This window comes from Streptomyces sp. YIM S03343 (genome assembly GCF_054729195.1).
On the sequence record NZ_JBPUKX010000001.1, the window covers coordinates 3,189,920 to 3,213,963 of the forward strand.

A 24,044-nucleotide genomic window follows, 5' to 3' on the forward strand; every position below is an offset into this window, starting at 1 on the left:
CCCGGAAGCCGCCTGAACGCGCGCCGGGGCGTCACCGGCGGCCCCGGGCGGTCACCTGGGGACCGGTTTCAGCAGCAGGCGCTGGGGGCGGAGGGTGATGCCGACCCGGGTCGAGTCGTCGGACCCGGGCGCCTGTTCCAGACGGAACGCCGTCGCCACGGCGGCCGTGACGAGCGTCAGCTGAGCCATCGAGAAGTGGTCGCTCGGGCACTTCCGATTGCCCGTACCGAACGGGCTCATGGCGTATTTCGGCACCTCCCCCACACGCTCCGGAAGCCAGCGGTCGGGGTCGAACTCCAGGCTGTGCGCATAGGATCGCGCGTCGCGCTGGACGGCGTACGGGCTGTAGACGATGTCGGCCCCGGCCGGAATGCGATGGCCGCCGAGTTCGGTGTCGCGGACCGCGCGCCGGGTGAGAATCCATACGGCGGGACGCAGCCGCATGGCCTCCACGACGGCATTGTTCGTGTACATCAGCCGGCGGACGTCCCCGAATGCGACGGGACGGCCTCCGGTGACCGATTCCGTCTCGTCGCGTATCCGGTCGGCGCATTCCGGATGGGTGGCGAGGACCTGGAACAGCCACATGACGGTGGAGGCGACGGTTTCGCTGCCGGGGGTGAGAATCGCGACGACCTGGTCGTGGATCTCCTGCTCCCCGATGGGGGCGCCGTCGTCGTCCTTCGCGGCCAGCAGCGCGGTGAGCAGATCGTCCGGTGTCCGGCCCGAGCCACGGCGCTCGGCGACGATCTCGTCGACCAGCAGATGCAGATCGGCCAGGGCCCGGTCGAAGCGGCGGTTGGGCGGCAGGGGAAGCCGGTAGAGGGGGCCGAGCGGGACGACCATGCGCCGGTACATACCGCGGAACACGGTGGCGAGCGCGGCGCACAGCCGCTCCGCCCGCTCGTCCACATACTTGTCGTACCCCCCGCCCAGCAGGCACCGGGCGGCGATGCGCACCGCGATCCGGAAGGACTCGGAGGTTCCGTCGACTGTCCCGTCGACGGTTCCGTCGACGCGCTCCAGGGACCGCCAGCGCTCGGTCAGCCCGTGCGCCTCCTCCTCCATGACCTGCGCGTACGCCGGGATGGCGGCCTCCCGGAACGCGGGCTGGACGGTGCGGCGCTGGCGCCGGTGGCGGGGGCCGTTGGCGGTCGCCACGCCCTCCTTGCCGAGCAGTCCCTCCAGGGACTGCCACAGGGGGCCGTCGACCGCCCAGTCGGGGCTCAGCGCCAGCGCTCCGGTGAGTTCGGGCGTGGTGACGGCGTACACCGTCCTGGGGCCGAGCCTCAGACGTACGACGTCGCCGTGGTCGCGGAGCCCGGCCATGAAGGCCAGCGGGTCGCGGACCAGCTTCCAGCCGTGGCCGAGGAGCGGCAGCGCGCCGCCCGCGAGGGGCGGCTCATCCGGTTCGCTGCCGACGCTCCGCCGCGCGCCGGATGGTACGGAGTCGACGGTCATGTCTCACCTGCCGTTTCGTTCGCTGACGTACGGGGGCGTGGACGGGTCGTCCCATCGGTCGACCGAGTAGCGGCCGGATTCGTGGTGGAACCAGTAGACGGAACTGAACCAGTTGCGCATATTGCCGACGCAGGACAGTACGGCGGTGCTCATTTCCTTTCCGCGCACCGTTCCGTCGGCGATCCGGTCGGCGAGCCTCAGCGCCTCGCGTTCCGCGTGCAGGAATTCCGTGACGCATTCCGCGATCCGGCGGCGGAGTTCGGCGACCGCGTCCTGCGGAGTCATTCCGCGGTGGACGACAAGACTGATTCCGAGATTGTGCACATCGTCGCCCGCGAGTTCTTTGGGGAGCGAGCACAGGTCGTTGTACCAGGCGGCGAATTCCTGGCTCAGCAGTGCGGCCCGCCGATAGGCACGGTGTTTCCGCACGGTGTCCGGGAGTTCCTGTCCGGCGCTCGGTTCGAGAAGATCCGTCCAGATCCAGTGGGCGAAGGTGAGACGGCGCAGCCGCAGATATTCCTCCACCGTCGGGACGATCCCCTCGGTGCGATGGTGGTACTCCCGGTCGTACGCCTCGATCACGGCGTGGAAGTGCCGGGCGAAGCGCGCGGCCCATGTGCCGGACAGGAACGAGCAGAGCCGCAGCACGCTGTCCGCGAAGGCGGCCACCAGCGGATCGTGGTGGCGCAGATGGGCTCGCGGGGCGTCGACTGCCGTATGGAGATCGGTTCTGAGGCGCCGCCAGGCAGCGGCGCGGCCGTGCACGATGTCGCGGTCGTGGCAGTCGTCCCAGACGAAGAACCAGGCGCTGTAGTCGGCTATCGCCTGGAGGACGTCGTCGGGGGCTCCGATGTAGTAGCCCGCGATCAGGTCGGTGTAGCACAGGCCGTCGGCGTACGCGGCGATCTTGTCGGCCGGCATGAGACGCTTTTCCAGCAGCCACCTGCGGGTGCCGCGCTGGAGCGCGGGCCAATACGGATGCCGCTGCCGGGGAAACTCCGTCTCGATCACGGGTAAGGCCAGTAAGGGCGGAACGGTGACCGCGTCCGCGGGCGGCGCCGGTGAGGTGCGGTACGGGAAAGCAGGCACGAACTGTCCCCTCTCAGCCGTCGGGGGCGCACACCCCCCTGCCGAGCCGGGCGTACGCCGTTTGCACTATCCCCGCGCTTCCATTCAGCACCAAACCCGGTGCGCTGGGAATGCCTTTGCGCCCTTCACTACCCCACCGTGCCGATAATCCTCCCGCAGATATCGCACAGCGGATCGAAAAGGGGACACGGGGACTAGAAATGGGAACAAGAGATCGAATCCACAGGGTCGGGGAAAGGGCATGAAAAACGGCGCCCGACCAGAGAAACTCCTGGTCGGGCGCCGTTCACGGGCGCACGGCGCACCGCATCCCGCGAGGGCCTCAGTCGTTGGCCACGACGGGGTAGCGGGGTTCGTTCTCGGCCATCTGCCGCAGCGCGTCCTTGCGCTCCCGCTTCGAGAGCCGGTCGATGTACAGGTATCCGTACAGATGATCGGTCTCGTGCTGGAGACACCGGGCGAAGTAACCCGTGCCGCGGACCTTGACCGGGTTGCCCTTCTCGTCCTGCCCGGTCACCTCGGCGTAGTCGGGGCGGGCCAGCGCCGCGTAGGCGGTCGGCACGGACAGGCAGCCCTCGTTGCTGTCGTCAAGACGGCGCCGGTCGGCGGGCAGGTCGACGACCCGGGGGTTGCAGACCACGCCGACATGCCGGGCGCCCTGGTCGTCCTGGCAGTCGTAGACGAAGACCTTCAGGTCGACGCCGATCTGGTTGGCGGCGAGGCCCACGCCCTCGGCGGCGCGCTGGCTGGCGAACATGTCCGCGACCAGCTGGTCGAGTTCGGCGCCGAACTCGGTGACGTCCTTGCACTCCTTGTGCAGCACCGGGTTGCCGACCACCGTGATCGGCCGCGAGCTGCCGCGCTCGCGCCAGGCGGTCTCACGCTCCTCGGTGTCCTCGGTGTCGATGACGAAGCCCTCGTCGTCCACGGGGAGCACGCCCGCGTGCTGCTGATCGGTGTCCTGCTGCGCCATGACCGACGTACGCCTTCCTGAAAAGAACGGGGAGTAGATGCTGATACAGGGTACGGGGACCGCGCCCCCGAAGGGGCGGGGGCTGTATCGATATGCGGCTCTGCCTCGCGGGACGACCAGCTACGACAGACCCGCAGCCGACAACGGCACTCAGTCTTGATCCGCCGGAAGGCCCTAACAGACCTCTTCCAGATCCCGCCAGTCACGCGAGTCCGGGCTGTCCGCAACCCACCCGTCCAGCAACCCCCTCACCAGCGAAGCCGGCGCAGCCACCCCGCACTCGCGCTCCGGCACCCACAGCTGTCCGTCGGTGCGGTGGCCGAGCGGCCCCGGGTGCCCCGGCTCGCTGTGGTCGTGGGGGTCGAGGTGGACGCCGTCGCCCTCGTCGGACGGCATCCGCGACTCGGAGCACATCCGGCACAGCAGCCGCACGGACGACGACCAGTCCTCCGCGGCGAACCCGGCGTCGGAGGCGAGCCGTTCCAGCGCGTCCCGGTCGCCCTCGGTGGCCGCCTCCAGCAGCACCACCCAGGTCGGGACGGGCGACGGGGCCCACAGCTCGATCTCGTCGAACACCGGATAGGCGTGCCCGGCGGCAGTGGTGCGCTCCCCGTGCGGCACCCCGTCGTGCAGGACGACCTCGCCCCAGCGGCGCCCCGACGACGGCAGCGGAATCGACAGCACTTCCATCCGCGCCGGGTCGAGCCGTCGCCCCCACACCACTTCGGCCTCGCCCTCCGGCGACAGCCGTACGGCCGCGCTGCCCAGCTCCATCCCGGCGGGCTCCCCGGCGGCCGCGCTGGCGCCGGGCACCTGGAGCCCGTACGCCTGCCAGGCGCGGCGGGCCAGCGGCCAGTCCTGGAGGGCGGTGGCGGCGATGCCGACGTTCCACCAGTCCGGGGCGCCGGACTCGCGCTCCAGCAGTGCCACGGCGCGCAGTCCCGCCGCCCGGGCCTGCTCCCAGTCGTGGCGGAACTTGTGCAGCAGGGCCAGGTTGAACCAGGATTCGGACAGCCAGGGCTCCAGATCGGCGGCGCGGGTCAGCAGGGCGCCCGCGTCCTCGTACCGGCCGTCACCGATCAGCGTGAACGCGCGATCGGTGGCCTGCCGCCATGAGGCGGAGGGCCGGTGCCGTCCCTTGCCGAAGATCCTCACGATTCCCGCCTGCCAGTTCCGTGGAGTGAGCCGGCCGAAGCCCCCGTACGTCCGCTCTCTCGCATCCAACCACGTGCGGCTTGAGAGGCGCTCATTACCCATGGGTTACCCAGCCGGGGGCAGGGTAAGACAGTCCCTCGCCAGCACCCGGGCGAGGGCCTCGACGACGTCGGGCGCGTGATCCTGGGCGGTGCCGAGCCGCAGTTCCTCCAGTGCGGCCAGCGGCCCGCCGGGCCCGGTGTCCCGGGCTTTCTCCTCGTACGCGTTCACCGTGCGCACGATCCGCGCGGCCAGCGGCTGCTCCGGATACGGGTCGGCCAGCCGCTCCACGACCACGGCGACCGCCGCGTCCACCCCGGTCTGGCGCACCACGGCACCGCCGAGCAGCGCGATCCTGCGCTGCTCGGCCGCCGGAAGCCCGGCGGTGGCACCCGCGGGCACCGGATCGACCAGGCTGAGCTGGCCGATGTCGTGCATGAGGGCCGCGTATTCGAGGACGGTCAGCTCGGGTGCGGACAGGCCGAGGTCCCGGCCCACCGCCCGGCTCAGGGCGGCGACCCGGCGGGCGTGTCCGGCGGGGGTGCAGCCCGCTATCTCGGTGGCGCGGGCGAGGGAGGCGATGGTCTGGCGGTAGGTGGTGCGGACGGCGGCGTACCGCCGGTAGGAGAGCTGGGTCAGCAGCAGGGGCGGTGCGAACACGGGCAGGGCCCAGAGTCCGGCGACATCGACCGCGAGCGCCATCGCGGCGCCGGTGGCGCACACCGCGGTCCCGATGCAGGGCAGCGCGCGCAGTTCGTCGCGCAGCAGCTGGGGGAACGGCCATCCGGTGCGCGAGCGGTCCAGCGCGGCGGCCAGCACGGCGTCGCACAGCACGGTCAGGGCGAGGAGCGCGAGGAGCAGCACCACATGGCCGGGGCCCTGCCGGACGCCGAAGGCGCCCTCGCGGTACAGGGGCTGGAAGCAGACGGCGGCGAAGGCGACGGTGAGCACCCGCCGGGCCAGATGGCCGGTGACCGGTCCGCGGCCGCGTGCGATGTGCGGCACGCTGCCGAGCAGACAGGCGGCGAGCACCACGGCGACGACCTGCGCCGCGCCCTGCCCGCCGGTGCGGCCCCCGGCCTCGCCGAGCAGCGCGTAGGACAGTGCCCCCGCGGCACCGAGCGGCGCGGCCTCCCGCACCGGGGCGCCGCTGGAGCGGGTCAGCTCGCCGACGGTGACGAACGCGCCGAAGGCCAGCGCGACGGGCCTGGCGTCGAGCCCTGTGCACAGGGTGTGGGCCAGGCATCCGGCTGCGACGAGGGCGGCGGTGAGCAGGACGAGGCGGCGCGCGGTCATCGCAGTACCCCCGGCCCGCCGGGAACGGGCGCGGGGGCGGCGGGAGCCGCAGCACCGGGCTCGTCCGCGGTGACCACGGGGTGCCAGCCGCCCGCCCGGGCGAGGGCCTCTACCAGCGCCTCGACCATCCGCGGGTCGAACTGGGCGCCCGCGCACCGCTCCAGTTCCTCCAGCGCCGCCCCGACCGGCCGGGCCCGGCGGTAGGAGCGGGTGGACGTCATCGCGTCGAAGGCGTCGGCGACGGCCACCACCCGTGCGCACTCCGGGATCTGGCTGCCCGTCAGTCCGTAGGGGTAGCCGCTGCCGTCGAGCCGTTCGTGGTGGTGCAGGACCGCAGCGCGGGCCTCGCCCAGAAAACCGATTCCTCGCACCATTTCGTGGCCGTACTCGGGATGCAGCTCGATCACCCGGCGCTCCTCGGGGGTGAGCGGGCCGTCCTTGCGCAGCAGCCGGGTGGGCACGCCGAGTTTGCCGACGTCGTGCAGGATCCCGGCGAAGCGCAGGAGTTCTACGCGGTCGTCGTCCATGCCGAGTTCCCGGGCGATCATCATGGACGCCTGTCCGACGCGTTCGCTGTGCCCGCGCGTGTATCCGTCCTTGATGTCGACGGCCTGGACGAGGGCGCGGATGGTGGCCTGGTGGGCGGCACGCTCCCGGTGGTACTGCGCGAAGGCCCACCAGGACACGCCCATCGGCAGCAGCACGAGCAGCGCGGCGCAGGGGCCGTAGGGGCTGCGCCACAGGACGGCCGTCATCAGTCCGGCGAGCCCGTGCACCGCGGCGGGTGCGAGGGAGGGGCCCAGCAGCCCGCGCCAGGCGCGGCGCGTCGGCAGCCGTTCGGCGGCGGCGCGGATCCCGCCGTCGAGGACGGCGAGGGCCAGGCAGAAGACGAGGACGGCGGCCGCGACGGGCAGCACGGCGTACGGGAAGTCGGGCGCCGCGACGGCGCGCGGCCCGTCGAGCGCCCCGTGCACCCGCGCGGCGGCCCAGAGGGCGAGGGCCAGCCGGGCCGCCCGCCAGAGGCGCCGCAGCGGGGGCGTCCGGCGTGCCGCCGGGGCGAGCAGGGTCCCGGGCAGCGGTACGAGCGCTGCGGCGGGCGGTGTCAGCAGGAAGGCGCCGGCGAAGAGCACCGGGTGGAACGCGCCGGCGAAACGGCGGCCGGCGCAGCGCTCACAGGCCGCGTACACCGCGGCGAGCAGCGCGACGGTCCACCAGGGGGTCCGCGGCACCGGGGGGACCAGGCAGGCCAGGGCGCAGACGGCGACACAGGTCGCGTACACCCGGGCCCGTACCGGAACCGCCTCCACGCCGCCTCGCCCCCACCGCATACCCGTCCCCCGGCCGTGCCTGTCCAGGCTCCGGAGCCTAGGCCGGGCGGCGGGGACACGCGGGCGCTGGGACGCGGGTTACCACGTTCGGGTGATGATCCGCGGGCGCGGGAACCGTGCGGGAACCCTGCGGGGGGCGTGGCACGGGCGGCGGGCGCGGGGTGAAGCGGTACCGGTGCCTGCGCGGGCAGAAGGTTCAGGACTCCTGGTTCAGGAGTTTCTCGGCTTCCGGCGGCGCGGCGGTCACATCGTGCTCGGGCACCGACTGACCGGAGCGGATCAGATCGATCCGCCCCATGACCTTGGCGCGCAGGTCGGTCGGCACGTCGTCATGCCCGCAGCACCGCTTGACCAGCTTCTTCACGGCCTGTTCGAGCCCGTACTTCTCGAGGCACGGCGAGCACTCGTCGAAATGCTGCTGGATCTTGGTGCGATCGATGTCCGGCATCTCACGGTCGAGGAACTCGTAGAGGTGGTCGAGTACCTCACTGCAGTCCGTCTCGTGCGGCTCTCCGCAGCTCATGAGCCCGAGCCTTTCGCTTCGTCCGACTCCGACGCACCGGCCGGGACGAGACCGCGCTCACGTGCGTAGTCCTCCAGCATGCCGCGGAGTTGACGGCGGCCCCGGTGCAGCCGGGACATCACCGTGCCGATGGGTGTCCCCATGATGTCCGCGATCTCCTTGTACGCAAAGCCCTCGACGTCCGCGAGATAGACGGCGATGCGGAACTCCTCGGGGATCGCCTGGAGCGCTTCCTTGACATCCGAGTCGGGCAGATGGTCCAGCGCCTGCGACTCGGCGGAGCGCAGCCCGGTCGACATGTGCGACTCGGCACGGGCAAGCTGCCAGTCCTCGATCTCCTCGGCCGCGCTGCGCTGGGGCTCGCGCTGCTTCTTGCGGTACGAGTTGATGAAGGTGTTGGTGAGGATCCGGTACAGCCACGCCTTGAGGTTGGTGCCCTCACGGAACTGGTGGAAGGACGCGTACGCCTTGGCGTAGGTCTCCTGCACCAGGTCCTCGGCGTCGGCCGGGTTGCGCGTCATGCGCAGAGCGGCCGAGTACATCTGGTCGAGGTATTCGAGCGCGTCCCGCTCGAAGCGCGCACTGCGCTCCGCGGTCGACTCGGCGGACCGGTCCCGTCCGGCCGCCGTCGTGTCCGCACTCATGCCCTGGCCCTCGGGCTGCTCCGCCTGGCCGTTGTCGGTCCCTGCGTCGGTACCGGTGACCGGACCCACCTCCTCAAGATTCCGGGCAGGACCGAAGCCGGTCCCACTCGAATCGGAGGATAGAACACGACCCCTGTCCGCCGCCGCCCGAATCGGGGCGGTCTTGGCCGCGTGCAGCACCGTCCAGTCCAGGTCGGTGCGGCCGCTGCTGCGGCTCGGGCAGATCGTCGAACCCATGCGGCGGACTCCCTCTCCCACGACGTCGGTGCTGCTTCGCCAGCACATCTGTCCGCCTCAACAGTGGTCCGGTCCCGGGCATTCCCGGTCGTCACCCGAGTGACGCGGCCCACTCGGCGACACCGCCGGTGACGATCTCCAGCGCCCCTTCCTGGGTGAGCTCCGCGCGCTTGGGGACGGCGAGGCCGTGGTCGGCGTACGGCACCTCGATCAGGTCGTACGACCCGTCGGGGAACTCCGCGGGCCGCCCGAACGTGTCGTTGCCGCCCTGGACGACGAGCGTGGGCAGCCCGGCGCCCAGCAGTTCCTGCGCGCGGGACTTCTCGGGCCTGCCCGGCGGATGGAGGGGAAAACTGAGGGCGAGCACCGCGACGGCGCCCAGCGCCGGCGCCGTACGGCAGGCGACCCGGGCGCCGGCGCTGCGCCCGCCGGAGATCACCGGCAGTCCGGGCGCGGTCAGGGCGGGCCAGATGCCGCGCCAGCCGGTGTCGAGGGTCTTCGGAGCCGGGGCGACCTTCTTCCCGGCCACCCGCCAGGGCTGCTCCACCAGGGCGACGCTCACCCCGTGCCCGGGCAGCACCCGGGCCAGCGCCCGGAGGTCCCGCGCCTCGATGCCGCCGCCCGCGCCATGGCTCACGGCGAGCACCAGCCGGGGCCGCTTCGCGCGGTGCCAGGTGATACGGGCGGTACCGGCATCGGTCTCGCGGGTCTCGGTGGTCTCGCGGGTCTTGGCGGTCTCGGTGGGGGCGGTGGTCTCGGTGGGGGCGGTGGTGCGGGGCGTGCCTGCGGCCCCTGTCGTCCCGCCGGTCTCGGTGGTCACGTCAGAACAGTGTGCCCTCTTCCGGCGCCGCGAGCTCCTTCAGCAGCTCCGGGCCGTTGTTGCGGACATTGCTGACGGCCGTGGAGACGGGGTAGGCGCGCATCAGGCCGGGCGGCGGCGGGGCGAGCAGGCCGCGCAGGTCGTCGGGGTCCGTGCGGGCCGGGTCCAGCCAGGCGTCCCAGCGGTCCGGGGTGAGCATCAGGGGCATCCGGGGGTGGATGTCGGCGAGGGAGCGCGGGCCCTCGGCGGGGGCGACGGCGAGCGGGGTGGTCTCGGCGTCCGTGGTGATCACCGTGCAGGTCACCCACCAGGCCCGCGGGTGCTCGTCAGGCAGGGTGCGGTCGCGCCAGAACTCGTAGAGACCGGCCATCGCAAACACCGAGCCGTCGGCGGGCAGCACGAAGTACGGCTGCTTGCGCGGCCGCTTCTTCTTCCCCTCGACCTCCAGATCGCGCTCCTGGCTGCCGGTGACCCACTCGTAGTAGCCGTCGGCGGGCAGGATGCAGCGCCGGGCGGCGAAGGCGCGGCGGTACGACGGCTTCTCGGCCACCGTGTCCGAGCGCGCGTTGATCATCCGGGCGCCGCCCTCGGGGGTCTTCGACCAGGACGGCACCAGGCCCCAGCGCAGCCTGCGCAGCTGCCGCACCGGACGCGGATCACCGGCGTCCTTCAGAGGACGGTCGAGGACGGCGTAGACCTCCTTGGTCGGAGCCACGTTGAAGTCGGGGTCCAAGGCTTCCTCGGGCTCCCACTTCTCGACCTCGAAGACCCCTGCGAGATCCTCGGGTCTGCGACTCGCCGCATAACGTCCGCACATATCCTCAAGCCCCCATCCGACCTGCGAAACGCCAGGTCATGCCGCAAGCGGTCAGTACTAGTCAGCTTGCTCTTGTGTCCGAGTCTCCGGGACACGTCCAAGAGTCGCAGACCGCTGCTGTCAAGGACCATGTGCGGCTGTAGGCATGGGACAGCCCAGGTGACTGTGTCCCCGCGGGCGGACGGGCGCCTGACCGAAGCGGTAACTCGCTTCTCTCACCGCTTACTTCACTTCTTGACGAAAGTGATCCAGACCCCTAGGTTCTCAGGTCAGCATCGCACCGCGTGATGGATTCACCGTTCACGCGGTGAACGCGACCTTGGTTGTTCCCCCACGAGCGGCCTTGGTTGTTCACCCCCACGAAGGGCCTTGCATGCCCAGCCCCCCACGGCCGTCTCCCATGCCGCGCTTTCACGCGCCACCGGCCGGCTGACCGCGTTCCCCCGCGTTCCCACGCTGGCGCTGCCACTCCACCCCCCGCCGACTTGATCGGTAAGGAGAATCCATGCTCACCCCGCTCACCCCCTTGCGCTCCGCGCTCAGACGCCGCCGCAGATCGACCACCTCCGCGGTGGTCACCGCGGCCGTCGCCTCCCTGATCACCGCCGCACCGGCGCCCGCGAGTGCGGCGGCGAGCGCGGCCGCCGCACTGCCCGACGGCTTCGCGACCGTCATGAACGCCGCGAGCGGCCGATGCCTGGACGCCAAGGCGGCGGCCACCGCCAACGGCACCGTCGTGCAGCAGTACGCGTGCAACGGCTCCACGGCCCAGCAGTGGAGCTTCACCACCACCGGCGACGGCTACGTCCGTATCAACAACCGCAACGACACCAACCAGGTCGCGGACGTCGCCGACGTGTCCACGGCCGACAACGCCCTCGTCCACCTGTGGACCTACGGCGGCGGCGCCAACCAGCAGTGGCTCCCCGTCCACGAGGGCGGCGGCGCCTACCACTTCGTCAACCGCAACAGCGGCAAGTGCCTCGACGACCCCAGTGCCTCCACCGCGAACAGCGTGCAGTTCGTCCAGTACACCTGCAACGGCAGCGCCGCCCAGCGCTTCCAGGTGGTCCCCGTGACCCAGCCGGGCACGAATCCGGACTTCGGCTCGAACGTGGTCGTCTTCGACCCGTCCATGTCGTCCTCGACGATCCAGAGCAAGCTGACCCAGATCTTCCAGCAGCAGGAGTCGAACCAGTTCGGCTCCCAGCGCTACGCCGTCATGTTCAAGCCCGGTTCCTACGACGCGGACGTCAATGTCGGCTTCTACACCCAGGTCGCGGGTCTCGGTCTGAGCCCGGACGCGGTCACGATCAACGGCGCGGTGCACGCCGAGGCCGACTGGTTCCAGGGCAACGCGACGCAGAACTTCTGGCGCGGTGCCGAGAACCTGTCCGTCAACCCGACGAGCGGCAGCGACCGTTGGGCGGTCTCGCAGGCGGCGTCCTACCGCCGGATGCATCTGCGCGGCGACCTCGCCCTGGACGACGGCGGCTGGTCCAGCGGCGGCCTCCTCGCCGACTCCAAGATCGACGGTCAGGTCAACTCCGGCAGCCAGCAGCAGTGGCTCACCCGCAACTCCCAGCTCGGCAGCTGGACCGGCTCCAACTGGAACATGGTCTTCGTCGGCAGCCAGGGCGTCCCGTCCACCAGCTTCCCGAACCCGCCGTACACCACGGTCGCGCAGTCCCCGGTCGTCCGGGAGAAGCCGTTCATGTACGTCGACGAGAACGGCGCCTACCAGGTGTTCGTGCCCTCCCAGCGGTCCAACGCCACCGGCGTCAGCTGGGCGAGCGGATCACCTTCCGGCACCTCGCTGTCCCTGGACACCTTCTACATCGTGAAGCCGGGCGCGACCGCCGCGGACATCAACAGCGCCCTGGCCGCGGGCAAGAATCTCCTCGTCACCCCGGGTGTCTACCACCTCAACCAGACCCTGCAGGTGAACCGCGCCGACACGGTGATCCTCGGCCTGGGCCTGGCCACCTTCATCCCGGACAACGGCATCACCGCGATGAAGGTGGCCGACGTGGACGGTGTGAACGTCGCGGGCATCCTGTTCGACGCGGGCACCACCAACTCGCCCACCCTGATGGAAGTCGGGCCGTCCAACGCGTCCGCTTCCCACGCCTCCGACCCGACGTCCCTGCACGACGTGTACTTCCGCGTGGGCGGCGCCGCCGTCGGCAAGGCGACCACCAGCCTGGTCATCAACAGCGACAACGTCATCGCCGACCACAACTGGATCTGGCGCGCCGATCACGGCAGCGGCGTCGGCTGGAACAGCAACACCGCGGACACCGGCCTGATCGTCAACGGTGACAACGTCACCGCGTACGGCCTGTTCGTCGAGCACTACCAGAAGTACCAGACCATCTGGAACGGCAACGGCGGGCGGACGTACTTCTACCAGAACGAGATGCCCTACGACCCGCCGAACCAGTCCTCCTGGATGAACGGTTCCACGCAGGGCTACGCCGCCTACAAGGTCGCGGACTCGGTCACCAGTCACCAGGCCTACGGACTCGGCAGCTACTGCTACTTCAACGCCAACTCGAGCGTGACCGCCGAGCGGGCCATCGAGGCGCCGAACAACTCCAATGTGCGCTTCACCAGCATGCTGACCGTGTCCCTGGGCGGCGTGGGCACCATCCGGCACGTCATCAACAGCACGGGCGGTCCGTCCAACTCCACCACCAATGTGGCCAACCTGACGGCCTACCCGTAGAGCGTCCGCAAACCCAGAACGCAAACCCAGACCGCAAACCCAGAACGCAAGCCAGCACGCAAGCCCAGCACGCAAGCTCCACTGCCGGCCGTCCCGTCACTCGCCCTCACGGCGGGTGGCGGGACGGCCGTTCACACCCTCGGCCTCGGCCTGCTCTCACCACCACCTGCCTTCAGCACCTTCGACACCTTCAACGCCCTCAACAAGGAATTGACATGCCCAAGCTGAAATCCCTCACCAAGCTGCTGCTCGGAGCCGTCGGCGCGATGACGCTCCTCGTGGCGGTCCCGACGACGGCCCAGGCGAACGTGCTGACCCTGCTGCCGCAGAACGCGGACGGCCTGGACCAGACCTTCTCCCCCGCCTACGACTACGACGGCGACGGCTGCTACGCCACGGCCGCCATCGGCGCCGACGGCACCCTCAACCCCGGCCTGAAGCTCGGCGGCGACGTCAACGGCCACTGCCACGACTACGCCCAGCTGGCCAACGCCAACACCTACTCACGCTCCAAGTGCAACAACGGCTGGTGCGCCGTCATGTACGCCAGCTACTTCGAGAAGGACCAGGCCACCCTCGGTCCGGCGGCCATCGGGCACACCCACGACTGGGAGCACGTCATCGTGTGGATCTACGACAACGAGATCCAGTACGTGTCGGTGTCCCAGCACAGCGGCTACCAGCTGGCCGCCCGCTCGGCGATCCGCTTCGACGGCACCCACCCGAAGATCGTGTACCACAAGGACGGCGTCTCGACCCACTGCTTCCGCTTCGCCAACAGCAATGACGACCCGGCGGAGAACGTCACGGGCAACTGGTTCTACCCGCGCCTCGTCGGCTGGGACGGCTACCCGGCCGGATACCGCGACAAGCTCATGAGCGCCGACTTCGGCTCGGCCACCATCAAGATCGACGACGGTGACTTCCAGTGGGCCCTCAACTACGCGAAGCCGTCCGGAATCCCCTTCGACCCGTACGCCTGACGGCTCGCCTCGTACGCCTGACGGCCCGACCCGCATGCCTGACGGCCCGACCCGCATGCCTGACGGCCTGACGCTCGGCCCTCACGCGTCACGGCCTGAGCTGGTCACAGGTACCTCCGGGCCGGCGCACAGTCGGCACGGGTAGAGATGGCAGAGACAGGAGCCCCGGATCACTCCGGGGCTCTCATGCTGTTGTGAACGCTGCTGTGAATGCTGTTGTGACCTGCACGTTTGCCGTCAGGAACGATCGCTGCCACGTCGGCGTCTCAGATACCGTCCGCAGCCGTCCGCTGCCGTCCGCGCAAACGTGCCACACTGCCACATCCCCGACCGGAGAGGGAGCGACCACCGAACATGGCCAGCACCGCCGTCACCACGCTGCCCGACCTCTGGGACCGTCTCACCGGCACCCAGACCGACCCTCAGCTGTGGGTGGTGCTCGCCACGCTCGTCGCGGCGGTCGCTGTGATCCTGCCGCGCACGGTGTGGGGCGTCTCCCGCAACGCCATCACCATCGCGCACGAGGGCGGGCACGGTCTGGTCGCGCTGCTCACCGGTCGCCGACTGACCGGGATACGGCTGCACTCCGACACCAGCGGTCTCACCGTGAGCCGGGGCAAGCCCTACGGCATCGGCATGATCCTCACGGCGGCGGCCGGTTACACCGCTCCCCCGCTGCTCGGTCTGGGCGGCGCCGCGCTGCTGTCCGCCGGGCGCATCACCCTGCTGCTGTGGGTGGCGACGGCGCTGCTGGTCGCGATGCTGGTGATGATCCGCAACGCCTACGGGGCGCTGACCGTGATCATCACCGGCGGCACCTTCCTGCTGGTGTCGTGGCTGGCAGGGCCCCAGGTGCAGGCGGCGTTCGCGTACACGGTGGTGTGGTTCCTGCTGGTCGGCGGCGTGCGCCCGCCCTTCGAGCTCCAGGCCAGGCGGATGCGCGACGGCGCCGGGGACTCGGACGCGGACCAGTTGTCCCGGCTCACGCATGTGCCCGCGGGACTGTGGCTGTTCCTGTTCCACGCGGTGTCGCTGTGCTCGCTGATCGGCGGCGGACGCTGGCTGCTGGAGGTGTGACGGGGGCTGCCGCGCGGTGCGCTGCGGCCCTGCCGTGCGGTACCTACGGCGCCGACGCGCACCGCGCAGCAGTCCTGCCGTGCACCGTCCAGCTGCCCTGCCGTACGGTCCTGCCGTGCACCGTGCAACGGTCCTGCCGTACGGTGTGTACGGTCCCGCCGTGCACCGTGCGACAGTCCTTCCGAACGGTCCTGCCACGCGGTACGCGGACGGATGGGACATCGCCGCGCGCATATATGCGCGGCATACCCGGTTCACCGGGCCCGGCGTCTACCACGCCCTGATTTCGCCACGGTTTCGCCGTCTTCGATCAAGATCTCCGGTTGTCGGCAGCCATTAAAGTGGGGCGCATGACCGCTAACCCCGCGCCCACCGCCCTCTGGACCGCCCCGCACGCGAGCGGAGCCGTCGACGCGACGGTCCACGTGCCCGGGTCCAAGTCGGTCACCAACCGCGCCCTGGTGCTGGCCGCCCTCGCCTCCGAGCCCGGCTGGCTGCGCCGCCCGCTGCGCTCCCGCGACACGCTGCTGATGGCGGGCGCCCTGCGCGCGATGGGCGTCGAGATCGAGGAGGGCGTCGGCCCCGACGGCTCCGGCGAGGCGTGGCGGGTGTTCCCGGCGGGCCTGCGCGGCCCGGCCACCGTCGACGTCGGCAACGCGGGCACGGTGATGCGCTTCCTGCCGCCGGTGGCCACGCTGGCCGACGGCCCCATCCGCTTCGACGGCGACCCGAGGTCGTACGAGCGTCCCCTGAACGGCGTGGTCGACGCGCTGCGCGCGCTCGGCGCCCGTATCGACGACGACGGGCGCGGCGCGCTGCCCCTGACGGTGCACGGCGGGGGTGCCCTGGAGGGCGGCCCGGTGTCGATCGACGCCTCGTCCTCGTCCCAGTTCGTGTCGGCGCTGCTGCTGTCCGGGCCGCGCTTCAACCAGGGCGTCGAGGTCCGCCACACCGGCGCCACACTGCCGTCGATGCCGCACATCCGGATGACGGTGGACATGCTGCGAGCGGTCGGCGCCCAGGTGGACACCCCGGAGTCGGGCGGCGAGCCGAACGTCTGGCGGGTCACGCCGGGCGCGCTGCTGGGCCGGGACCTGACGATCGAGCCGGATCTGTCGAACGCGCAGCCGTTCCTGGCGGCGGCGCTGGTGACCGGCGGCCGGGTGCTCGTCCCGGACTGGCCGTCCCGGACGACCCAGCCGGGCGACCGGCTGCGCGAGATCTTCACCGAGATGGGCGGTTCCTGCGAACTGACGGAGTACGGCCTGGAGTTCACCGGTTCGGGTGCCGTGCACGGTATCGATGTGGACCTCGGTGACGTCGGCGAGCTGACCCCGGGCATCGCGGCGGTGGCCGCGCTCGCGGACTCCCCCTCGACACTGCGCGGTGTGGCGCATCTGCGGCTGCACGAGACGGACCGGCTGGCCGCGCTCACCAAGGAGATCAACGAGCTGGGCGGCGACGTCACGGAGACCGCCGACGGCCTGCACATCCGCCCGCGCCCCCTGCACGACGGGACCTTCCACACCTATGAGGACCACCGTATGGCGACCGCCGGTGCGATCATCGGCCTAGCGGTCGACGGCGTACGGATCGAGAACGTGGCCACCACCGCGAAGACCCTGCCGGACTTCCCGGACCTGTGGACCGGGATGCTCGGGGCGTAGGGCACAGGGCAGCCGTCATGCGCCGCTACGGCAAGCACACCGACGAGGACGACATCCGCACCCGCCCCAACCGCCGGGGCAACCGACCGCGCACGCATATCCGGCCCAAGCACGAGGACGCCGCCGGGGGCATGGTCCTCACCGTCGACCGGGGCCGTCTGACCTGCCTCGTCGACGACCGGGTCGTAGTCGCGATGAAGGCCCGCGAGCTGGGCCGCAAGGCCGCCGTCGTCGGCGACCATGTCGCCCTGGTGGGTGATCTGTCCGGCCAGAAGGACACCCTCGCGCGCATCATCCGCGTCGAGGAGCGCAGCTCACTGCTGCGCCGCACGGCGGACGACGACGACCCGTACGAGCGCGTGGTCGTCGCCAACGCCGACCAGCTCGCCATCGTCACCGCCCTCGCCGACCCGGAACCCCGCCCGCGCCTCATCGACCGCTGCCTGGTCGCGGCCTACGACGGCGGCCTGGACCCCTTCCTCGTCCTGACCAAGTCCGATCTGGCCCCGCCGGACATGCTCCTGGAGCTCTACGGCCACCTCGACATCCCCTACGTCGTCACCAGCCGTGCGGAACTGGAGAACGGTGACGCGGCGGACCGGGTGCGCGAGCATCTCGACGGCAAGATCACGGCGTTCGTGGGGCACTCCGGCGTCGGCAAGACGACCCTGGTCAACGCCTTGGTGCCGAAGGACAGACGGCGTATGACAGGACATGTCAACGTCGTCACGGGCCGCGGCCGGCACACCACCACCTCGGCTCTGGCGCTGCCGCTCACCGGCACCGACGGCTGGGTCATCGACACACCGGGCGTACGCTCCTTCGGCCTCGCGCACATCGATCCCTCCCGGGTGATCCACGCCTTCCCCGACCTGGAGCCCGGTACGGAAGGCTGCCCGCGCGCATGCAGCCACGACGAGCCGGAGTGCGCCCTGGACGCCTGGGTCGCCGACGGCCACGCCGACCCGGCCCGGCTGTACTCCCTGCGCCGACTGCTGGCGACACGGGAGCGCAGGGAGGGCGACTGACCATCGCGTTGTTTGTGAGGTCTTGAGTCCGGAAAGTGCATAAACGCACCGACCCGGACTCTGGAGGGGACAGCACATGGCGTGGCTGCTGGTCATCGTGGCCGGTCTGTTGGAGACCGGCTTCGCCGTGAGCCTCAAGCTGTCCCACGGCTTCTCCCGGCTGTGGCCGACGATCGCCTTCTGTTCCTTCGCCCTCGGCAGCTTCGGCCTGCTGACCCTCTCCCTCAGAAAGCTCGACGTGGGCCCGGCCTACGCCGTGTGGACGGGCATCGGAGCAGCAGGCACCGCGATCTACGGCATGGCCTTCCTCGGCGACCTGGTCTCGACGCTGAAGATCGTGTCGATCAGCCTGGTGATCGTCGGGGTGATCGGGCTGCAGTTGTCGGGGTCCGCACGCTGAGCGCTCCGCTGGGAGTGCCGCGATCTGTCGTCTGTCGTCTGTCGTCTGTCGTCTGCGGCACCGTCGTGGCTGGTCGCGCCCACCCGGCGGAGCCGCAGATCGGTACAGCCCCGCGCCCCTTCAGGGCGCTGCCGAACCGCAGCAGACTTCGCTCGACCTGTTCAGAGCCCAGGTGAGCTGGGGGGCAGGGTGTGGCCAGTGTCCTTGGCCGGTCCGGGTCAGCCGACGGGCTGTCTGCGGTACAGGGCGTCGCGGATCAGCTCCGCTATCCGGCCCTCGGCGGGCGGTGCCGCCACACAGGACAGGGCCAGCCGGACGGCGAGTTCGCAGGAGCGGACGAGGTCGACGGTCTCGGCCCTGGACGCCCCGGGCCCGGCCAGCACCGCGACGGCACGGTCCCGTACGGCCGCCACGAAGTCGGCGGGCGAGGGCAGCGGGCCGTCCGCCCTGCGCTGCGCCGGTACGGCCGAGGAGGACGGCACCGCGGAGAGCGTCGGCGAGGGCAGCCGCTCGCTCCAGCATCCGGTGAGCATGGCGCGGACCAGCGTGTTGCCGCGGGCGGCCTGCGCCGTCCACTCGGCGATCGCGGCGAGCCGGTCGGGTACGTCACCGGACAGCGTGAGGGCGCGCTCGACTCCGGCGAGATAGCTGTCCGCCTCCCGGCGCACCAGCGCCCGGGCGAGCCCTTCCTTGCTCCCGAACTCGTTGTAAAGCGTCTGTCGGGACACTCCGGCGACGGCGGCCACGTCCACCATGCGGATGGTGGACCACGACCGGCGCGCCAGCGCCGAGTACGCGGCGTCGAGCAGGGATTCCCGCGCTGCAGGCATCTTCGCCTCCCAGGGGCCAGCGGCGGCTCTGCGCCCAGACTTGACGTGGGCGCATGCACTGTCAAGGGTTCATGAAGCCCATCCGGGGGGTGCCGTTAGGCACTGTGCGCGGCCGGCAGGTCGAACAAGTCCCGCGCCTCCGTCGAACAGTTCCCGCGCCCCCAAGGGCGTCAGCCGCAACTCCCCAGGGGCGCGGGGCTGTGTCGACATGCGGCTCCGCCGCGATGGGGGTACCTCCCTGCTCGAAAGAAGTTGAGAGCTTGGGGGAGCGACCAACCACGACGCACCCGCACCCGAACTCACACCGCACCCCACCCGCACCCGCACCGCCCGCGCCCCCACCCGCAGATACACAGCACAGCGAATGCTCGGATACCGTTCGTCCCATGCCGGACTACCTCGACGACCTGCGCCTCGCCCACGTACTGGCGGACGCCGCCGACGCCGCGACGATGGACCGCTTCAAGGCGCTCGACCTCAAGGTCGAGACCAAGCCGGACATGACCCCCGTGAGCGAGGCGGACAAGTCCGCGGAGGAGTTGATCCGCGGCCAGCTCCAGCGGGCCCGCCCACGTGACGCGATCATCGGTGAGGAGTACGGCGTCGAGGGCACCGGCCCGCGGCGCTGGGTGATCGACCCGATCGACGGGACCAAGAACTACGTCCGCGGTGTCCCCGTCTGGGCCACCCTGATCGCGCTGATGGAGGTGGCCGAGGGCGGCTGGCAGCCGGTCGTCGGTGTGGTGTCCGCGCCCGCCCTGAACCGCCGCTGGTGGGCCGCGAAGGGCCACGGGGCGTTCGGCGGCCGCAGCCTGTCGTCGGCGACCCGGCTGGCGGTCTCGCGGGTGGCGCAGCTCTCGGACGCGTCGTTCGCGTACTCCTCGCTGTCCGGCTGGGAGGAGCAGGGCCGGCTGAACGGCTTCCTGGACCTCACCCGCGATGTGTGGCGCACGCGCGCGTACGGCGACTTCTGGCCGTACATGATGGTGGCCGAGGGCTCGGTGGACCTGTGTGCGGAGCCGGAGCTGTCGCTGTGGGACATGGCCGCCACGGCGATCGTGGTGACGGAGGCGGGCGGCACCTTCACCGGCCTGGACGGCCGCCCGGGCCCGCACAGCGGCAACGCGGCGGCGTCGAACGGACTGCTGCACGAGGAACTGCTGGGGTATCTCAACCAGCGCGGCTGACTCTCCGCAGGTGAGCGCGTACGCCCTCAGAAGAGCATGCGCGCCCCCTTGTTGACCCCTGTTTTACCTGTCACTCTGAGAGTCGCCCTACTTGTGAATTTGTGAATTCGTGCACGAGCGGCCCAGCGGGACCGTTCGGCACGGTTTCTACAGGAGGTGGCTCCATCCCATGCTCGTCCGTGACGCCATGAGCACGGTGGTCCTCACCATCGGCCCCGCACACACCCTCCGCCAGGCCGCCGCCCTGATGTCCGCACGCCGGGTCGGCGCAGCCGTGGTCCTCGACCCCGACGCGGGCGGGATCGGCATACTCACCGAGCGCGACATCCTGAACTCCGTGGGCCACGGCCAGGACCCGGACACGGAACGCACCCACGCCCACACCACCAACGAGGTCGTGTTCGCCGCACCGTCCTGGACGCTGGAGGAGGCCGCCCGCACCATGGCCCACGGTGGCTTCCGTCACCTCATCGTCCTGGACGACGGCGAACCGGCCGGCATCGTCTCGGTCCGCGACATCATCCGCTGCTGGGCCCCGGCGAGGCAGCACGTACCGGCCTGACACGGGAGGGGTGGGGAACCACGCCCAGACAGAACAGTGCCCCCGGAACAGGGCCCCCGCCCCTTCCTTAGACCGATTCCAAAGTGACACTCATTCGTAAAATGGTCTGCACACTGTTAGAATCCGCTCCATGAGCGACCTTCTGGAACGGCTGCGCGGTCGCGGATGGCGGATGACCGCGCAGCGGCGTGTCGTGGCCGAGGTGCTGGACGGTGAGCACGTCCACCTGACGGCCGACGAGGTGCACCACCTGGCGGTCGCGAAGCTGCCCGAGATCTCCCGGGCGACCGTGTACAACACCCTGGGCGAGCTCGTCTCCCTCGGTGAGGTCCTGGAGGTCACCACCGACAGACGGGCCAAGCGCTACGACCCGAACGCGCACGTCCCGCACCAGCACCTGGTCTGCGCCCGCTGCGGCGCCATCAAGGACGTCCACCCGAGTGGCAACCCGCTGGCCGACCTCCCCGACGCGGAGCGCTTCGGCTTCAAGGTGTCGGAGGTGGAGGTCACATACCGTGGCCTCTGCCCGACCTGCGCACAGTAACCACGCAGCACACAGCACACAGCACAAGAACAAACCGAAGGCCGGAACCCATGAACCACATGGACTCCGGCCTTCGGCCTTCAGTAGCGGGGACAGGATTTGAACCTGCGACCTCTGGGTTATGAGCCCAGCGAGCTACCGAGCTGCTCCACCCCGCGTCGACGTGCTGAACACTACGTGACCGCACCGGACAGAAGCAAATCGCTTTTCGGAGCACCCATGACCCGACCGAGTCGGGCGGGTGGGTGGGCAAAATCCCCACCCCGAACCCCCGGGGCCCGCACAGCGGAAACCCACCACCAGCCCTTGGCCATGGGGTCTGGGGCGAAGCCCCAGAACTCGGCAACCTCTTGCCCAACCGAGTCGGGCGGGCGGGTGGGAAAACCCCGCCAAAGCCAGCGCAGCGTCACGCAGACAGCTCAGAACGCAACGCGTCCCGCAACCGCTCCGCCCGAGCCGCCACCTCCCCCGGCCCGAGGGACACCGCCCGGTCGGCCCACCGCTGCCCCTCCGCGAGCTCGCCACGACGCGCGTAGACGAGGGCGAGCCGCAGCGCCGCCCGGCCGTGCCCCGCGTCGGCGGCCCGGGTCCACCAGACCGCCGCCTCCGGCTCGCTCCCCTCCCGGGCCAGCAGCAGCCCGAGATTGAACGCCCCGTTGCGCGATCCGGCGTCCGCGGCCTTCCGGTACCACCGGGCCGCCTCGACCACGTCACCGCGCGCCGCGGCCAGCATCCCGACCCGCACCTGGGCCCGCCGGTGCCCCTGGGAGGCCGCCCGCTCGTACCACTCCTCGCACTCGGTCTTCTCGTACACCGACTGCCCCAGCCCGTGCGCGGGCGCCGGGGGCCGCCGGGCGTCGAGCACGGTCGCGAGCCGGTACGCAGCCTCGGCGCTGCCGCCGCCCGCCGCGCACCGCAGATACCGCTCGGCCTCGCGCTCGTCGCCCTCGCGCAGCCGGGCGATGCCGACCTGGAGCGCGGCCTCGGTGTGACCGGCGGCGGCCGCACGCTCGTAGCAGCGCAGGGCGAGCGCGGTCTCCCGCTCGGTGCCCCGCCCGGCGTAGAGGATGCCCAGGTTGAACGCGGCGTCGACGCTGCCGGCCTCCGCCGCCTTGGAGAACCACGGCTCGGCCCCCGCCGTGTCGCCGCCCTGGAGCAGCAGGACGGCGAGCGCGTTGGCCGCCTCGCGGTGGCCGGCGTAGGCGGCGCGCCGGTACCACTGCTCGGCCTGCGCGGTCCTGCCCTGCTCGGCGCAGAGCAGCCCGAGGTTGTACGCGCCGTTGTCGTCCCCGGCGTCCATCGCCGCCCGGTACCACCGCTCGGCGGTCTGCTGCTCGCCGCGCTGGGCGTGCAGCGCGCCGAGCGCGTTGGCGGCGTTGCCGTCACCGTCCTGCGCGGCTCTGAGCCACCATACGAAGGCGTTCTCGATGTCCCCGGCGTCGCGCAGCAGGAAGCCCAGGGCGCAGGCGGCGCGCGCGTCGCCGTCCTTGGCGGACGTCAGGTACCAGCGTCCCGCCTCCTTGAGCCGGCCACGCCGTTCGAGGATGGTGCCGAGATGCAGCGCGGCCTGCCGGTGCCCGCGCGCGGCGGCCTGCCGGTACCACTGCTCGGCCTCGGCGGCGGTCTTGGAGGCGATTTTGGCAACGGTCTTGGCGGCAGCCTTGGCACCGCCCTCGCCGTCGCGCTCCCGACCGGCGCGGTCGCTCTCCTGTCCGGCGCGCAGATCGAGCGCGCGGGCGAGCCGGTACGCGGCCTCCCGGTGCCCGCGTTCCGCGGCGGCCCGCATCCATTGCTCGGCGTCGGCGTCGGCGCGGTGCTCCAGCAGATCGGCGAGCGTGTAGGCGCCGAGGGTGTGCCCCTGCTCGGCGGACTGGCGCAGCCAGTACTCGGCGGCGGGCTCGTCGCCGCGCTCACGGTGGTGGCGGCCGAGGGCGTGCGCGGCCGCGGCGGAGCCGGCGACGGCGGCGATGCGCCACCAGCCGGCCGCCTCGTCGGGGTATCCGCGCTGGTGGAGAAGGACTCCGAGGTTGTTGGCGGCGGCCCGGTCGCCCTCGGCGGTGGCAGCACGCAGATGAGGCTCGGCGCCGTCGAGATCACCGCGGCGCAGCAGCATGGCTCCGAGGACGCTCATCGCCTCGGCGTCGCCGTTCTCGGCTGCCAGCCGCATGCGCAGCTCCTCCACGGCCTCGTCGGCCACCTGCCCGGTCTCGTCCCGGGCATCCTCCCGATCGGAAGGATGCACAAACCGCCCTGTCTCGAACAGAGTTGCCTTGTCCCCCATAACGTCCATCGTCGCACCACCCGCAACCCGGGTACACCTGGTATACCGCAGCCAGTGAGGTCACTTCAGCGTTTTGTCGACATGCCCACAGAGAGACAAGTCAAACACAGATCCCTCAACTCCCCACGGCGGCGCGGCGGTACCGTCACCAACTCGTGGCACGGCATATGCGATTCCTGACGCGGCAGCCGCGTCCCGGCGTCTCACGACGGGCGGCGCACATCACAAAGGCCCGGGTCCGCTCAGGACCCGGGCCTTCGCCGTCACTTCGGCATCGCTGCCGTCGACGTCAGTAGCGGGGACAGGATTTGAACCTGCGACCTCTGGGTTATGAGCCCAGCGAGCTACCGAGCTGCTCCACCCCGCGCCGTTGTG

At 71.0% G+C, this 24,044-nt stretch carries 20 protein-coding genes, 2 tRNA genes and 1 pseudogene; 9 read left to right on the forward strand and 14 right to left on the reverse strand.

The window, feature by feature from the left end; all coding sequences use genetic code 11:
* Window positions 1-51: 51 nt before the first annotated feature.
* The 10 genes and pseudogenes from ACSYGN_RS13460 to ACSYGN_RS13505 form a co-directional block, all read right to left on the reverse strand.
* Window positions 52-1,461 (reverse strand): bifunctional albaflavenone monooxygenase/terpene synthase, encoded by a 1,410-nt coding sequence (locus ACSYGN_RS13460; protein ID WP_460395238.1) that lies wholly within the window; start codon window positions 1,459-1,461, stop codon window positions 52-54.
* A pseudogene (gene cyc1, locus ACSYGN_RS13465) lies at window positions 1,458-2,550 on the reverse strand (epi-isozizaene synthase). Before cyc1 ends, ACSYGN_RS13460 begins: the two are co-directional and overlap by 4 nt.
* A 322-nt stretch (window positions 2,551-2,872) precedes the next feature.
* Window positions 2,873-3,523 carry a peptide deformylase gene (def, locus tag ACSYGN_RS13470; protein WP_460395240.1) on the reverse strand — a complete coding sequence of 217 codons (651 nt, stop codon included), beginning with the start codon at window positions 3,521-3,523 and terminating at the stop codon, window positions 2,873-2,875.
* A gap of 174 nt (window positions 3,524-3,697) precedes the next feature.
* Window positions 3,698-4,678 carry a tetratricopeptide repeat protein gene (locus ACSYGN_RS13475; protein ID WP_460395242.1) on the reverse strand — a complete coding sequence of 327 codons (981 nt, stop codon included), beginning with the start codon at window positions 4,676-4,678 and terminating at the stop codon, window positions 3,698-3,700.
* Window positions 4,679-4,783: 105 nt separating this feature from the next.
* On the reverse strand, window positions 4,784-6,013 hold the full coding sequence (locus ACSYGN_RS13480; protein WP_460395244.1) for an HD-GYP domain-containing protein: 1,230 nt from the start codon (window positions 6,011-6,013) through the stop codon (window positions 4,784-4,786).
* A complete protein-coding gene (locus ACSYGN_RS13485; RefSeq protein ID WP_460403432.1) occupies window positions 6,010-7,320 on the reverse strand; it encodes an HD-GYP domain-containing protein in 1,311 nt (436 codons plus the stop codon). The genes ACSYGN_RS13480 and ACSYGN_RS13485 overlap by 4 nt, the downstream gene beginning before the upstream one ends.
* A gap of 217 nt (window positions 7,321-7,537) precedes the next feature.
* Window positions 7,538-7,864 carry a mycothiol system anti-sigma-R factor gene (rsrA, locus tag ACSYGN_RS13490; protein WP_460395246.1) on the reverse strand — a complete coding sequence of 109 codons (327 nt, stop codon included), beginning with the start codon at window positions 7,862-7,864 and terminating at the stop codon, window positions 7,538-7,540.
* Window positions 7,861-8,577: a sigma-70 family RNA polymerase sigma factor gene (locus tag ACSYGN_RS13495; RefSeq protein ID WP_460403434.1), complete on the reverse strand. Its 717-nt coding sequence runs from the start codon at window positions 8,575-8,577 to the stop codon at window positions 7,861-7,863. The genes rsrA and ACSYGN_RS13495 overlap by 4 nt, the downstream gene beginning before the upstream one ends.
* Window positions 8,578-8,836: 259 nt before the next feature.
* The gene (locus ACSYGN_RS13500; protein ID WP_460403436.1) at window positions 8,837-9,424 is read right to left on the reverse strand and encodes an alpha/beta hydrolase family protein; all 588 of its coding nucleotides are present in this window, start codon (window positions 9,422-9,424) and stop codon (window positions 8,837-8,839) included.
* A 142-nt stretch (window positions 9,425-9,566) separates the two neighbouring features.
* The gene (locus tag ACSYGN_RS13505) at window positions 9,567-10,382 is read right to left on the reverse strand and encodes an SOS response-associated peptidase (RefSeq protein ID WP_460395248.1); all 816 of its coding nucleotides are present in this window, start codon (window positions 10,380-10,382) and stop codon (window positions 9,567-9,569) included.
* 505 nt (window positions 10,383-10,887) lie between these two features.
* Here ACSYGN_RS13505 and ACSYGN_RS13510 point away from each other — a divergent pair.
* From ACSYGN_RS13510 to ACSYGN_RS13535, 6 genes are all read left to right on the forward strand, one after another.
* Complete coding sequence (locus ACSYGN_RS13510; RefSeq protein ID WP_460395251.1) at window positions 10,888-13,110, forward strand: RICIN domain-containing protein; 2,223 nt, start codon at window positions 10,888-10,890, stop codon at window positions 13,108-13,110.
* 215 nt (window positions 13,111-13,325) lie between these two features.
* On the forward strand, window positions 13,326-14,093 hold the full coding sequence (locus ACSYGN_RS13515; RefSeq protein WP_460395253.1) for an NPP1 family protein: 768 nt from the start codon (window positions 13,326-13,328) through the stop codon (window positions 14,091-14,093).
* 354 nt (window positions 14,094-14,447) lie between these two features.
* Window positions 14,448-15,170, forward strand: a complete 723-nt coding sequence (locus ACSYGN_RS13520) for a M50 family metallopeptidase (protein ID WP_460395255.1) — start codon at window positions 14,448-14,450, stop codon at window positions 15,168-15,170.
* Between the two features lie 350 nt (window positions 15,171-15,520).
* A complete protein-coding gene (gene aroA / locus ACSYGN_RS13525) occupies window positions 15,521-16,837 on the forward strand; it encodes a 3-phosphoshikimate 1-carboxyvinyltransferase (RefSeq protein WP_460395257.1) in 1,317 nt (438 codons plus the stop codon).
* Between the two features lie 17 nt (window positions 16,838-16,854).
* Window positions 16,855-17,865, forward strand: a complete 1,011-nt coding sequence (gene rsgA, locus ACSYGN_RS13530) for a ribosome small subunit-dependent GTPase A (RefSeq protein ID WP_460395259.1) — start codon at window positions 16,855-16,857, stop codon at window positions 17,863-17,865.
* Window positions 17,866-17,941: 76 nt separating this feature from the next.
* On the forward strand, window positions 17,942-18,265 hold the full coding sequence (locus tag ACSYGN_RS13535) for a DMT family transporter (RefSeq protein WP_460395261.1): 324 nt from the start codon (window positions 17,942-17,944) through the stop codon (window positions 18,263-18,265).
* 218 nt (window positions 18,266-18,483) lie between these two features.
* Here the strand turns inward: ACSYGN_RS13535 and ACSYGN_RS13540 are convergent, their stop codons facing one another.
* On the reverse strand, window positions 18,484-19,095 hold the full coding sequence (locus ACSYGN_RS13540) for a TetR/AcrR family transcriptional regulator (RefSeq protein WP_460395263.1): 612 nt from the start codon (window positions 19,093-19,095) through the stop codon (window positions 18,484-18,486).
* A 386-nt stretch (window positions 19,096-19,481) separates the two neighbouring features.
* On the opposite strand from ACSYGN_RS13540, the gene hisN reads away from it, so the two are divergent.
* The 3 genes from hisN to ACSYGN_RS13555 all read left to right on the forward strand — a co-directional run bounded on the left by hisN (window position 19,482) and on the right by ACSYGN_RS13555 (window position 21,388).
* Window positions 19,482-20,282 carry a histidinol-phosphatase gene (gene hisN, locus ACSYGN_RS13545; RefSeq protein WP_460395265.1) on the forward strand — a complete coding sequence of 267 codons (801 nt, stop codon included), beginning with the start codon at window positions 19,482-19,484 and terminating at the stop codon, window positions 20,280-20,282.
* Between the two features lie 169 nt (window positions 20,283-20,451).
* A complete protein-coding gene (locus tag ACSYGN_RS13550) occupies window positions 20,452-20,844 on the forward strand; it encodes a CBS domain-containing protein (protein ID WP_460395267.1) in 393 nt (130 codons plus the stop codon).
* A 130-nt stretch (window positions 20,845-20,974) separates the two neighbouring features.
* Window positions 20,975-21,388, forward strand: a complete 414-nt coding sequence (locus ACSYGN_RS13555) for a Fur family transcriptional regulator (protein ID WP_460395269.1) — start codon at window positions 20,975-20,977, stop codon at window positions 21,386-21,388.
* A gap of 84 nt (window positions 21,389-21,472) precedes the next feature.
* On the opposite strand, the gene ACSYGN_RS13560 is transcribed toward ACSYGN_RS13555, so the two are convergent.
* From ACSYGN_RS13560 to ACSYGN_RS13570, 3 genes are all read right to left on the reverse strand, one after another.
* Window positions 21,473-21,546, reverse strand: a tRNA-Met gene (locus ACSYGN_RS13560).
* A 248-nt stretch (window positions 21,547-21,794) separates the two neighbouring features.
* Window positions 21,795-23,678, reverse strand: coding sequence for a tetratricopeptide repeat protein (locus ACSYGN_RS13565; protein ID WP_460395271.1), 1,884 nt, complete (start codon window positions 23,676-23,678; stop codon window positions 21,795-21,797).
* A gap of 284 nt (window positions 23,679-23,962) precedes the next feature.
* Window positions 23,963-24,036: transfer RNA gene (locus ACSYGN_RS13570), tRNA-Met, on the reverse strand.
* Window positions 24,037-24,044 lie beyond the last annotated feature (8 nt).